The sequence below is a fragment of the Lacinutrix sp. WUR7 genome (assembly GCF_016864015.1).
Taxonomy (GTDB): Bacteria; Bacteroidota; Bacteroidia; order Flavobacteriales; family Flavobacteriaceae; genus Oceanihabitans.
The window spans coordinates 1,227,835-1,240,507 of sequence record NZ_CP045067.1 but is presented as its reverse complement, the minus strand read 5'-3'; the positions used below and the strand labels follow the sequence as shown (position 1 = coordinate 1,240,507).

Annotated in this window: 12 protein-coding genes; 6 read left to right on the top strand and 6 right to left on the bottom strand. The window is 29.1% G+C overall.

Annotated elements, in window-relative coordinates; all coding sequences use genetic code 11:
* Positions 1-383 precede the first annotated feature (383 nt).
* Together FG167_RS05415 and FG167_RS05410 are read left to right on the top strand one after the other, a co-directional pair.
* Positions 384-965, top strand: a complete 582-nt coding sequence (locus FG167_RS05415; RefSeq protein WP_203460397.1) for a hypothetical protein — start codon at positions 384-386, stop codon at positions 963-965.
* A 273-nt stretch (positions 966-1,238) separates the two neighbouring features.
* On the top strand, positions 1,239-1,472 hold the full coding sequence (locus FG167_RS05410) for a hypothetical protein (protein ID WP_203460396.1): 234 nt from the start codon (positions 1,239-1,241) through the stop codon (positions 1,470-1,472).
* Between the two features lie 154 nt (positions 1,473-1,626).
* On the opposite strand, the gene FG167_RS05405 is transcribed toward FG167_RS05410, so the two are convergent.
* The 4 genes from FG167_RS05405 to rnr all read right to left on the bottom strand — a co-directional run bounded on the left by FG167_RS05405 (position 1,627) and on the right by rnr (position 5,764).
* Complete coding sequence (locus FG167_RS05405) at positions 1,627-2,304, bottom strand: LysE family translocator (protein ID WP_203460395.1); 678 nt, start codon at positions 2,302-2,304, stop codon at positions 1,627-1,629.
* A 39-nt stretch (positions 2,305-2,343) separates the two neighbouring features.
* The gene (locus FG167_RS05400) at positions 2,344-3,021 is read right to left on the bottom strand and encodes a head GIN domain-containing protein (protein WP_203460394.1); all 678 of its coding nucleotides are present in this window, start codon (positions 3,019-3,021) and stop codon (positions 2,344-2,346) included.
* 60 nt (positions 3,022-3,081) lie between these two features.
* Positions 3,082-3,381 (bottom strand): YbjQ family protein, encoded by a 300-nt coding sequence (locus FG167_RS05395; RefSeq protein WP_055444149.1) that lies wholly within the window; start codon positions 3,379-3,381, stop codon positions 3,082-3,084.
* 184 nt (positions 3,382-3,565) lie between these two features.
* On the bottom strand, positions 3,566-5,764 hold the full coding sequence (gene rnr / locus FG167_RS05390; protein WP_203460393.1) for a ribonuclease R: 2,199 nt from the start codon (positions 5,762-5,764) through the stop codon (positions 3,566-3,568).
* Positions 5,765-6,578: 814 nt separating this feature from the next.
* Between rnr and FG167_RS05385 the strand changes: the two genes are divergently transcribed.
* From FG167_RS05385 to FG167_RS05370, 4 genes are all read left to right on the top strand, one after another.
* Entirely contained in the window at positions 6,579-7,892 is a 1,314-nt protein-coding gene (locus FG167_RS05385; RefSeq protein WP_203460392.1) for a T9SS type A sorting domain-containing protein, read from the top strand.
* 112 nt (positions 7,893-8,004) lie between these two features.
* Positions 8,005-8,439, top strand: a complete 435-nt coding sequence (rpiB, locus tag FG167_RS05380; RefSeq protein WP_203460391.1) for a ribose 5-phosphate isomerase B — start codon at positions 8,005-8,007, stop codon at positions 8,437-8,439.
* A 1-nt stretch (position 8,440) separates the two neighbouring features.
* Complete coding sequence (locus tag FG167_RS05375) at positions 8,441-9,358, top strand: cation diffusion facilitator family transporter (protein WP_203460390.1); 918 nt, start codon at positions 8,441-8,443, stop codon at positions 9,356-9,358.
* A gap of 71 nt (positions 9,359-9,429) precedes the next feature.
* Positions 9,430-9,873 carry a GNAT family N-acetyltransferase gene (locus FG167_RS05370; RefSeq protein WP_203460389.1) on the top strand — a complete coding sequence of 148 codons (444 nt, stop codon included), beginning with the start codon at positions 9,430-9,432 and terminating at the stop codon, positions 9,871-9,873.
* Here FG167_RS05370 and FG167_RS05365 read toward each other — a convergent pair.
* Together FG167_RS05365 and FG167_RS05360 are read right to left on the bottom strand one after the other, a co-directional pair.
* Positions 9,870-10,748, bottom strand: coding sequence for an OmpA family protein (locus FG167_RS05365; RefSeq protein WP_203460388.1), 879 nt, complete (start codon positions 10,746-10,748; stop codon positions 9,870-9,872). The two genes, FG167_RS05370 and FG167_RS05365, sit on opposite strands and share 4 nt — an antisense overlap.
* Positions 10,749-10,808: 60 nt before the next feature.
* Positions 10,809-12,443, bottom strand: coding sequence for a S41 family peptidase (locus FG167_RS05360; RefSeq protein ID WP_203460387.1), 1,635 nt, complete (start codon positions 12,441-12,443; stop codon positions 10,809-10,811).
* Positions 12,444-12,673 lie beyond the last annotated feature (230 nt).

The following is a 12,673-nucleotide window of genomic DNA, read 5'->3' as shown; positions in this document are numbered from 1 at the left end:
CAAGAAACCTGGAACATAAATTAGAGTTTTTTTTATTCTTAATTTTTAGGAAAAATTATTTAAAACAGAAACACCATCTACAGCGGTTCGATAGTAGGAATCGGCACCTAAACAAACCTCGAACGTAATTTGTAGGTTTATTTTATTCTAAATTTTTAAGAAAAATTATTTAAAGCAGGAACACCATCTAAAGCTTGTATGATTTTTATCAACACTCCAATAGAATTACTGATTTTAGTAGCTTTTTTATGTTTTAAATTTTACAGAAATTTATAGTAAAATGGTATAGCGGTTCGAAAAAAAGCTGTTTGCATACTACCTTAAAAGAATTATATTTACGGGATAAGAGTAATAATATCAAACGTTAACCACAATTTAAATAAATGAAGATTCGATTTTTAATTGCAATATTTATTTTAGCATTAACATACTCAACGAATGCTCAATCTGATTCTTTAAATAAAAAAGAAACCATAGGCAATTTCACATATTATGAACCAATATTTATACATCATAAGCCAAATAAACCGAATATTATATATCAACGGTTTGAAGAAATTTCTGTAATTGCTCTAGATTCAGTTTTTAAAGGAAAAAAATATAAAATAAATGAAAAATACAATTTGAGTTTAACTAATGAGGTCAAAAATGAACTAATACCATTTTTTAATACAGGTAAAAAAAATAAGGAAATTATTGAATTTACTCCTAATATAAAATTAGTTAGTGAAACTACTAATGACCATTATGGTCTTTTTTTGCTAATTAAAACAAAAAGTAGTCTATCTATAGGAACAGCACCTATTAGTAAAATACAATTAGAAATTATTGTTATGGATTTCTCCCTAAATAAAGTCATATTTCACGAAAAATCTAAAAATTTATCTCCAAGTAACAATGGAGGTTATGCTTTCACTTTAATAAAAAATTTAGATTATATATATAAAGAAATGAGGAAACAGTAATTAACAACGTGTAAAAAACATTGCTTATTTTAATCAAATCAAAGAATTTGAAGGGATTTGGATTTCGGATGAAAATGAAATGATTTTATTTTTATCCGAAATAGATAAAAAAGCCGAATTAATTGAAACTGAAGAAAAATAACTACAGATAGCACAGTGTATTATTAATGGCTATTTCTCGCCTACTGACAAAAATCCTCAACAAAAAAAACCATTACTAATACTAATTTTAAAAAAGAATACTAGTTATCTTTACTACTGAATAATATCAAAATGATTATAGACCAAGAGCAAAAATTTAAAGAAGTACTTTCTAAAATAGAAGGCAAAATTAATGAACAAAGTTTTTTTAGCAAGTTCTTAGAATTGTATCCAGAAGTATGGAAAAAACACAAGAGTACGTTTTCAAAATTTAATAGAAGTAAACAATTCGGACAAACAATTCCGTTACCAAAACCAGAAGTTTCTTTGCGAAAAGAAATTAGAATATGGTTACGTAAACAATAAAAAAATGATTTGAATACATAAATTAAATATTAATTCTGTGTAAAAAATATAACTATTATTTAATTATGAAAATAACATAAATACTATATGAAAAGTAATAAATAGCATTTAAGATTTCTTTCTATTTATTTAGTAATTACGCAACAAAAGAATCTTATAATGGGTTAATTTGTTCTAATTTATCTTTAATCAATTCTTTTTCTTTTGGAAAAAATGCTTGTACTAAAAGTAAAACACCAAAGCCTAAAATAACAAGAGCTACAATCTTTTTAGTTTTAAAAATGCGTCTTGGAGTCAACTTATTTTTAAGTGTTTTTGCTGCTACAATTTTTAATAGATCTACTAAAAAGTAAACCAATAAAATGGTTCCTAAAAAGATATGAAGTTCTTTTGTGCTTTCTGTTAAAGAGCTACCTATTACAATAAAACCAAGCCAACCAAGTAGCACACCAATATTAATAAAGTTTAATAAAAAGCCTTTAATAAATAGTTTACCATAGTTCTTTTTAAATTCTACTTTATGGTATTCTCTAACAATTTCACGAAAGGATTTTGAAGTTTTTATAAAAGAAATTAATCCATAAGCGGTTAATAAAACGCCTCCAAAAATGAGAAAACTAGGATCGTCTTTCATTTTTTCTAAAAGCATACTGGTGCTATAAAAAGCAACAATAATAAATAAGATATCTGCTAGAATTACTCCGAAATCAAAAATTAGTGCACTCTTAAAACCTTTTGTTGCACTAGTTTCTAATAGCACAAAAAAAACAGGTCCAATTGTGAACGATAATATAATACCAAAAGGGATTGCTTTTAAAATAGCATCTAGCATGAGAGATTCTTTCTTACAAATTTAAGAAAAATGCTAGTATTATTCTTTAATAATAATTTTTCCTCCTAAAATAGTATTTTCATCTACTATTTCTGGGTTTCCATAAATATAAATACTTCCTCCTGCTCTCACTTTAGCAATCACTTTTTTGGTAGTATTTGTGAATGCTGTCCCTGCTGCTTTTATAGTAACGGTTGTGTTTTCTGCAACTAAATCTTTTCCTTTATAAGATCCTCCGGTGTTAATATCTATAGTTTGATTTACAGCTGTTCCAGTTATTTTAATACTTGCTCCAGTAATAGCTTTAATATCTAAATAATTAAGTCCTTTTACGTTTAAGCTAACGTTTCCTCCTTCTTGTGCCTTAACCTTTAGGTCAAACTGTTCTATTTCATCATTAGAACCTATAAAAGTGCCTTCATTTGCATCTATAACATCTAATGTGGTATAATAAACTTGTACTGTGGTATCCTCGCCATTAAATGCTTTTTGTAGTGTCATTCTAATTTTAAGAATGTCGCCTTTATGAACAATAACAACATCTTTAGTGTTTTTACCAGAAACTACTACTTTATTTTCATCTGCTTTAATAAGTGCTACTTCTATTCGATCATAGACTTTTATTTCACTGAAAGCACCAATAACATTTTCTTGAGATTCTTGTGCAAAGCTTGTTATAGTAATACATGCAAATAGTACGTATAGTAAATTTTTCATAATATGTTTTATAAAATTATAGAACAAATTTATAAAATTAAGAATGTAATAAATTGATTTTTAGGCAACTTTAACAGCTGTTCCTGTTATAGAAACCATAAGAATTCCTGAAGTTGCAAACGTTTCTACGTCTACGGTGATACCTACAACAGCATTTGCTTTTACTGCAATAGCATTTTGTCTTAGTTTTTGAAATGCTTCTTCTTTTACATCATTAATATTTAGTTCTAAAGAATCATAATACTTTTTCATACTAAAAGACATTCCGGTTTGTTTTCTATTGATAGCTACTCCTGTGATAACGCCTAAATAATCGTGAATTTTATGTCCTTCAATAGTGTTTGTTGTGGTTAAAATCATGGTTTTTGTTTTTAGTATGGTTAATAATTTGTGCTGAATAGCATTCTCTTCCTTCGAAAGTTTCGAAGGAAGAATACTTTTTATTAGTTGTTGATTTTGGTAAAATGTTACTTGTTAAAAATAAAAAATGCTATTCTCGTAAAAAAACAAGAATAGCATTAGTTAAACTATTTTGGTATTCATTTTATCCTTCAGATTTTCCAATTAATTCGAAATCTAAATGACGTTTAATTAAATCTGCTTGTTTTACTTTCACAATAATCTCATCACCAAGTTGGTACATGGTTTTTGTATCGCGACCAACTAGTGCAAATTGTTCTTGATCAAATTCATAGTAATCGCCTTTAATATCGCGAGTTCTAATCATTCCTTCACATTTATTATCGATAATTTCTACATAAATTCCCCAATCGGTAACACCAGAAATAACCCCTTTAAATGGTTCGTCTAAATGATCTTGCATAAAACGAATTTGCATGTATTTAATAGAATCTCTTTCGGCTTTTGTAGCTAAGTATTCCATATTACTACAATGTTTACAGCGTTCTTCGTAAACCTCTGCATTTGCAGATTTTCCACCATCTAAATAGCGTTGTAATAAACGATGTGCCATAACATCTGGATACCTACGAATTGGTGACGTAAAGTGACTGTAATAATCGAATGCTAAACCATAATGTCCAATATTTTTAGTCGTATATTCTGCTTTAGACATGGTTCTAATAGCTAGAGTATCTACCAGGTTTTGTTCTTTTTTACCTTGTACATCGCTTAATAACTTATTTAAAGAAGATGCTATACCTTCTTTACTATTGAAGTTAAGCTTATGTCCGAATTTAGATACAATGCCTTGTAAAGCCATTAATTTCTCTTCATTTGGCTCATCATGCACTCTGTACACAAATGTTTTTTCTGGTTTTTGTTTTCCTACAAACTCTGAAACCTTTCGGTTTGCTAATAACATAAATTCTTCAATTAGTTTATTAGCATCTTTACTAGTTTTAAAGAAAACGCCAACAGGATTTGAATCCTTATCTAATTCGAATTTTACTTCTACTTTATCAAAACTAATTGCTCCAGATCGCATACGTTGTCCGCGCATAATTTTTGCAAGTTCGTCCATTTTTAAAACAGCGTCTGCAATTGCTTGGTCTGTTTTATATTCTTTTCCTGTTAATGAAACTTCCGCTGGAATTACATTTGTTTTACTTTCAATAATAGCTTGTGCTTCTTCATAAGCAAAACGCGCATCAGAATAGGTAACCGTTCTTCCAAACCATTCGTTTTTAATTTCGGCTTTATTATTTAATTCAAATACTGCTGAAAAGGTATATTTTTCTTCATGTGGTCTAAGAGAACATGCGCCATTACTCAATACTTCTGGAAGCATTGGTACTACTCTATCTACTAAATACACAGAGGTTGCACGTTCATAAGCTTCATCGTCTAAAACAGTTCCTTCTTGCAAATAATGCGAAACATCTGCAATATGAATTCCTATTTCGTAATTACCATTTTCTAAAACAGTAAACGATAAGGCATCATCAAAATCTTTTGCATCTTTTGGATCAATGGTAAAGGTTAAATCTTTACGCATGTCACGACGTTTGGCAATTTCTTCTGGCTTAATTTGTAAATCAATATTATTTGCAAAGTCTTCTACTTCATTTGGAAACTCATATGGCAAACCATAATCTGCAAGAATTGCGTGGATTTCGGTATTATGTTCACCAGCTTTACCAAGAACTTTAATGACGCGTCCGTTAGGAGAATCTGCTCTATCTGGCCAATCTTCCATAGTGACTAATACTTTGTCACCATCTTGGGCATTCATTGTTTTATTGATTGGTACAAAAATGTCTGTTTTCATTTTGTTACCATCGACTACTACAAAAGCAAAATTCTTTTTAGCGTGAATTTGAATAATACCAACATAATCCGTTTTTGCACGTTTAATAATATTGGTGATTTCACCTTCAAGTTTACCACGTTTTCTACGTTTGTACACATAAAGTTCTACTTGATCTCCGTTTAATGCTTTATTAACATTATTGGAAGCTATGTAAATATCGTCTTCAAAGTCATCGCAAATAACGTAACCGTTACCACGTTGTGCAGCATCAAAAACACCTGTATGGTATTCTGTATTTACTATGGCTTTAAATTTACCACGATCTACTTCTTCGATGTCGCCATCTGCTTTAAGTTTCGCTAATTTTTTTATAATCTGATTTCTACTACTAGCATCATTAACACCAATTTTTGATGCAATTTGTTTGTAGTTAAAAGCTTGGTTTCTATCTTTTTTTAAAATACTAAGAATGGTATTTGTAAGGTTGGAAATCTTGTTATTTGAAGGTTTCCTGTGTTTCTTTTTTGTCATTTGTTGACTTCTATTTTTTTAATTGTAATCTATTGAATTTCTAAGTTATGCGAAATTCTGTTATTATCTAGCGTTTTAAGTGGAGAAATTTCGCTAATTATTTTGACAAAGTTACAATTTTAATATTAAATCGATATTAAGAGAATATTAATTCGTAAAAAAGGAAAGTAAATTATTTAAAAGAGAAAAAGGATAAATGGATTTTCAAGTTGAAAAAAGTAGTTATAAACATATATATACATATTCATCTTTTTCTTTTAAAAATTTAAAAAAATAATAATGGTTATTATAGCTTGTTAATAACGGTATAACTTTTTTAAGTTTTAGTTTGATTGCTTTAGTAACTGACTCTATTAACAAGTTGTTAGTTTATTAAAGGCTTCATTTTAAAAGGATTTAGTTTCGCTATTAACAGTTGTTAATAACTCTAATTGACATTCATTTTTTAATAAGTATTATAATTTTTAGTGTTGGTATGTTCACTTTTTAGTCTGAAAACTTCTCTGTAAAAAAATGCTAACTTTTTTGGTAGTCTCCTTTCGGTTTTTGATTGGAAAATTAACCGGATATTCCTAATTAAAGTTTTAAAAAACAATAAGAAGATATTAACAAGTTATCCTTATTATTTTGAAAGTTATTAAGACTCTATTTTTAAACTCTGTTTTATTAACAAGTAAAACTTAACTATCAATATATCAGTAGTTTAAAATATTTTTTATATATTTACTATTCTCTCCCAATTTTTATAATATCTGTTAATAGTTTCAGTTTCAAAAGCTGAAAATAAATTACGTCTAATTTAAACTATTAACTCATGAAAAAAATTTACACACTTTTATTAAGTATTATATGTATGTATCAAGTACATGCGCAATATACAGCAATTCCAGATCCTGCTTTTGAACAAATTTTAATTAATAATTCGACGGATTCCGAAGGTACCTTAGATGGACAGGTATTAACAAGTGATCTTACAATGGTTAATAGCTTGAATATTTCTAATAGTAACATCTCTGATTTAACAGGTATTCAAGATTTTATTGCATTAACTTCTTTAGAAGCAAGAAATGCAAGTATAATAAACCTAGATGTAAGTGGTTTAGTAAATTTAAGAGAACTAATTCTTGCTTTTACTTATACTTTAGAAACCTTAAATGTAAATGGTTGTACGGGATTAGTAAATCTAGATATAAAAATAACAGGACTTAATATATTGGATTTAAGCACGTGTACTTCGCTGGAAACTATTGATATGTACAAATCTACTTTACGCCATTTAGATGTTCATGGAGTTACCTCTCTAACATACATTAGAGCTAATGAATCTTATTTAAGTACTTTAAACGTTACTGGTTGTACTTCTTTAAGTAGTATTAATATTAGCGAAACAGGCATGCGTAGTTTAGATTTAAGTAACAATCCGTCTATTGTAAATTTTGGTTGTTTTGATTGTTTTTTGGAAGATTTAAATTTATCAAACTGTATTAATTTTGAAACTTTAGATTTTTGGAGGGTTCGTGATATAACAAATATTAACTTAACTAATTGTAATAATTTTACAGGTATAACTACTTACGAAAGTTCCTTACACTTACAAAGTTTAGATTTGACGGGTGTTGTAGATTTAGAAACTTTCCATTTAGATGAGGTTACTATTTCAGAATTAGACCTATCTAATAATCTAAATTTACACGAAGTTACATTAGGTTTTTGTACCATAGGTAGTTTAAATTTAAAAAACGGTAATAATACCAATTTTACTAATTTCGGTGTTCATAACTCCAATTTAAGCTGTATTACTGTAGATAACGCAGATTATTCTACATTAAATTGGACAAGCATTTCGAACTCTTCTGTGCTTTTTAGTAATGATTGCCAAACTTTAAGCAATAACGAAAACCAAATAAATAACATTAGTATATACCCAAATCCAGTTGTTAATAACCTTAATATTGGTTTGCAAAGTCATCAAATACTAGAAAATGTTATTATAGTAGACCTACAAGGAAAGCAGATGTTAACAACTACCGAAACCGCTATAGATTTATCTCATTTAAGCTCCGGATATTATTTTGCTTTAATAAACACCAATCAAGGAAGAAGCATAAAAAAGATCCTAAAAAAGTAAACCAATCCACTACATTTAAAATTGAAAAAGTCTTATTATAAAAAGTATACAAGGCTTTTTTATTTTAGTACCTTTATAGTGTTAAAAACAACCATCTTTAATACTAAAAAAAATGAAAATTTCTATAGGAAACGATCACGCAGGAACAGATTATAAATTTGCTATAATGAAGCATTTAGAAGCCAAAGGAATTACAGTAAAAAACTATGGAACAGATAGTAATGAAAGTGTAGATTACCCAGATTTTGTGCACCCTGTAGCTAATGATGTAGAAAACAAAAAAGCAGATTTTGGGATTATTATTTGCGGAAGCGGTAATGGTGCAAACATGACAGCAAATAAACATCAAGGTATTCGTTCTGCATTGTGCTGGACCAAAGAAATTACTACACTTGCAAGACAGCATAATGATGCAAATATATTAAGTATCCCTGCACGATACACTGCTTTACCACAAGCAATAGCAATGGTAGATACTTTTTTAGAAACTAAATTTGAAGGAGGACGTCATCAAAAAAGAGTAGATAAAATTCCTGTGAATTGTTAAAATGAGTCATGCACACGCACACAACCACGCTCAGGATGCTAAAGATTTAAAAGGGCAAAAACTGTTAATTACTATATTTTTAAATATAATAATTACAGTAGCACAAGTTATAGGTGGAATAGTTTCTGGAAGTCTATCTTTATTAAGTGATGCATTGCACAATTTTAGTGATGTTATATCTTTAATAGTAAGTTATATAGCAGCTAAATTATCTAAAAGAAAAGCATCTATAAATAGAACCTTTGGTTATAAACGTGCCGAAATTCTGGCGGCTTTTATTAATGCTTCAACCTTAGTTATTGTAGCTGTTTTATTAATTATTGAGGCAGTAAAACGTTTTAATAATCCCCAAGAAATAGAGTCAAACTTAGTAATATGGTTATCTATAATAGCAATTATAGGTAATGGTTTTAGTGTTTTACTACTAAAAAAAGATTCCAAAAATAATATAAATATGCGTTCTGCGTATCTGCATTTACTTACAGATATGTTAGCAAGTGTAGCTGTATTAATAGGAGGATTACTAATGAAGTACTTCCAAATGTTTTGGGTAGATAGCTTATTAACATTATTAATTGCTTTGTATTTAATTTGGGTTGGTTACGATTTATTAAAAACATCCACCAGAATGTTAATGCTCTTTACACCAGACGATATTAATATTAAAGAAGTAGTACGTGCTGTTAATAAACTACCAAAAGTGAATAAAATACACCATGTACATATTTGGAATTTAAGCGACGATGAGCTTCATTTAGAAGCACATTTAGACCTAACAGAAGATATTACAACCACTGCTTTTAATGCTTTGCTTTTAGATATTGAAAACGTGCTACACGATAAATTTAATATTAACCACGTAACTATTCAACCAGAGTTTAATAAAGAAGATCCTAAAGAAGTAATAGTACAAGATTAATCTGTTCCTTTGAAAAAAGGAATCTCATGGAATTAGATCCGGAATGAATTTCATGATAACCACTTATAATTATGCTTAAAATAGTAACCAAAACCTTTAAAGAATTAACCACACAAGAGCTATACGAAATATTACAATTACGATCGGAAGTTTTTGTAGTAGAACAAGATTGCGTATATCAAGACCTTGACGGAAAAGACCAGAAAGCACTACATGTTATAGGTTTTAAAGAAGAAAAAGTAGTAGCATACACACGTATTTTTAAACCAGGTTTTTATTTTGAAGAAGCAAGCATTGGTAGAGTAGTAGTTGCTGGATACCAAAGGCAACATAAATATGGTTATGCTATAATGGAAGCATCTATTAAGGCGGTAAAAGAACAGTATAACAAAAGCATTATTAAGATTTCAGCACAATGTTATTTAAAGAAATTCTATAATAACTTAGGGTTTAATGAAATAGGAGCGGAGTACCTGGAAGATGGTATACCACATATTGCCATGTTAAAAAACTAACGCTTTTTGGCAACATGTGTAATTAAAATTTCAACACGTCTGTCAAATTTAGGATCTCCACCAAGCGGAAATTTTCTACGCATACCAATAAAACGCATGCGTCTTTTACTCACGCCTTTTTTTATTAAATAGTCATAAATAAACTTTGCTCTAGCCAAGGATAAATTACGCTGATTTGTTTTCCTATTAACAGCATCTCTAGAGTTTTCTGTACAGCATACATGGCCTTCAATAGAGAAGTAAATATTATCTTCTTTTAATAAAATATTAGCAATGTCTTCTAGTGTGTTTTTAGAGTCTTTAGCTAGTGTAGCATAACCTGTTTTAAAGTATATGTTCTCTAATCTAATTTTATCTCCTTCTTTTACATTACCATCTGATATGTCTTGCGTAGTCTTTTGGTTTTTAGGTCTTGGTATGGTGTCTTTAGGTTTATTTACTACAATTTCTTCTTTTGGTTTTGGAACTTTTTTAGTAGCAATAATTTCTACTTTTCGGTTTAAACCTCTTATTTTATCTACTTGGTCTTCTTTTATAATTCTTAATAAAACCTCTCCTTTTCCATCTACATTACTAATTAGAGACTCGTCTATTTCATTATTAGAAAACACGGTTTTAATTGCGTTTGCTCTGTTTTGTGATAATGCTAAATTGTAGTGTTCACTTCCTCTATCATCACAAAAACCATAGATGGAAATCTTTTCAATATCAATACCATCTAAACCAGAAATAAATAATAATAATCTATTTTCTTCCGTAGATAAAACGTGGTAATCATCGGTTTCAAAATAAACTTCATGTGTCAATTTTTCTTGTGCCAAAGCACAAAAAGTACTTATTAAAAGGAAGAGATATGGAATTGTTTTTTTTATCATAGTTTAAAGTTTCTGAGCGTTTTCAGAAAAAAATATGCTTAAATATACAGGTTTTTAGTTTTATTTTAAATAACTCGCGTATTTTGAAGGGTTTGCTAAAATTTCAGTAGCTTTTTTAATTTCTATATTATGTGTCTTATAGTACTCATACAAACCTTCTCTGTATGCATGACGTTTTACAATTTCATCGGTTAACAACCCAATAATTTGGTCCTTATTTTGATCTATTGCTTTACTTTTAGAGGTATTTAAATTCGCTAACAATGTATTGTAATCTTTTAGAATAGCATCATCTAATTCTTCTTTTTCCGCTTGAATTAAAACCTTAGATAATGATTTTTCGGTATTGGTTTCAAAATTAAAATTATTAGAACTTAAAAAGTTTTTAAAGCCTTTAAAATCGGAATCTGTCAGCTTAAAATTGTTTATATCTTCTATGTTATTTTTGTAATAGTAATCTGTAGCATAATCAAAAATTAAAAAATCACTATTAATTGCTTTGGTAATTGGTGAATTTTTAGTGATTGCTAAATCTTCATCCGGAAAAACACCACCACCATCAAAAACCTTTCTACCATTTTTAGTTTTAAAGGCATGATAATTTTCTTGTTTAACTCGTACAGCATTTCCTTTATCATCTCTATTCCAATAATCTAATGCTTGTATGCAACGTCCAGATGGCGTATAATATCTAGAAATAGTAACCTTTAATTGGGTGCCATAGGTTAGGCTTTTTGGTCTTTGTACCAAACCTTTACCAAAACTTCTAGAACCTACAATTACAGCTCTATCTAAATCTTGTAAAGAACCAGAAACAATCTCACTTGCAGAAGCACTAAAACCGTTGATTAAAACCACTAGTGGGATTTCTGTATCTAAAGGATTATTTTTAGTGTAATAAGTTTTATTGTATTTTTTTACTTTCGATTTTGTGGTAACTACCAATTGCCCTTTAGGCACAAAAAGGTTCACAATACTTATTGCTTCATGAAGTAATCCTCCTGGATTGTTTCTTAAATCTAAAATAATGCGTTCTGCACCTTGGGTTTTTAAATCTTTTAAAGCGAAAGCGGTTTGTTTAGTTGTTTTGGTATTAAACTTACTTAAAACAATATAGCCTGTTTTAGCATCTATCATAGAAAAGTGAGGTACAGCATTAATTTCTATTTCAGATCGCATAATAGACGCTGTATTTTCTATTCCTTGGCGTACATAGGTAACAGATACTGAAGAATTTGCAGCGCCTTTTAATAAGTTTCCGGCTTCTTCTTTATAGTCTACAATAGATACGTTGTTAATTTTAATTATTTCGTCTCCAGCTTTTAATCCAGCTTTGTCAGCAGGATAATCTTTATACGGTTCTATAAGGATTAACTTATCCTTTAAAGTTCTAACGTTTGCACCAATTCCTGTGTAATCTCCAGTACGTTTAATACGTTCTGCTTCTACATCTTGCTCGTTATAAAAACGGGTGTACGGATCTAAGTTAGTTAGCATGCTTTTAATAGCTGCATCCATTAAATCCGCAGGATTGGTTTCATCCACATAATTCATGTTTAGTTCTTTAAACAAGGTGGTGAAAATTTCAATCTGTTTTGCGATTTCAAAAAAGTCATTCTTAAAGGCAGATCCTGTAAAAAGTATCGTTGCTGCAAATATTGGAATTAGTATTCTCTTTGTAAGTCTTGTTTTCATCTGCATTATTTTTGTTTTTCTTAGTAAGCCATTTTTTATAGAAAAATATAGCAAAACCTAAGATAAGTATAAAAGGCCACATGTGTAATATGCCTAGAAAAATTAAAGATATACCATTAAATCCGGATTTAATAGCGTTGCTTATTTTTGTTACGTAAGAAATTGTTCCACCATTTTCAGCAGTTTGTTTATAAAACGCAATAGAAAAAGGTAATTAAAAATTTCATTTC

Excerpts from the sequence above, each read along its gene's own strand:
- FG167_RS05415 (WP_203460397.1), top strand. The coding sequence starts at position 384 with ATGAAGATTCGATTTTTAATTGCAATATTTATTTTAGCATTAACATAC.
- FG167_RS05410 (WP_203460396.1), top strand. The coding sequence starts at position 1,239 with ATGATTATAGACCAAGAGCAAAAATTTAAAGAAGTACTTTCTAAAATA.
- FG167_RS05405 (WP_203460395.1), bottom strand. The coding sequence starts at position 2,304 with ATGCTAGATGCTATTTTAAAAGCAATCCCTTTTGGTATTATATTATCG.
- FG167_RS05400 (WP_203460394.1), bottom strand. The coding sequence starts at position 3,021 with ATGAAAAATTTACTATACGTACTATTTGCATGTATTACTATAACAAGC.
- FG167_RS05395 (WP_055444149.1), bottom strand. The coding sequence starts at position 3,381 with ATGATTTTAACCACAACAAACACTATTGAAGGACATAAAATTCACGAT.
- rnr (WP_203460393.1), bottom strand. The coding sequence starts at position 5,764 with ATGACAAAAAAGAAACACAGGAAACCTTCAAATAACAAGATTTCCAAC.
- FG167_RS05385 (WP_203460392.1), top strand. The coding sequence starts at position 6,579 with ATGAAAAAAATTTACACACTTTTATTAAGTATTATATGTATGTATCAA.
- rpiB (WP_203460391.1), top strand. The coding sequence starts at position 8,005 with ATGAAAATTTCTATAGGAAACGATCACGCAGGAACAGATTATAAATTT.
- FG167_RS05375 (WP_203460390.1), top strand. The coding sequence starts at position 8,441 with ATGAGTCATGCACACGCACACAACCACGCTCAGGATGCTAAAGATTTA.
- FG167_RS05370 (WP_203460389.1), top strand. The coding sequence starts at position 9,430 with ATGCTTAAAATAGTAACCAAAACCTTTAAAGAATTAACCACACAAGAG.
- FG167_RS05365 (WP_203460388.1), bottom strand. The coding sequence starts at position 10,748 with ATGATAAAAAAAACAATTCCATATCTCTTCCTTTTAATAAGTACTTTT.
- FG167_RS05360 (WP_203460387.1), bottom strand. The coding sequence starts at position 12,443 with ATGAAAACAAGACTTACAAAGAGAATACTAATTCCAATATTTGCAGCA.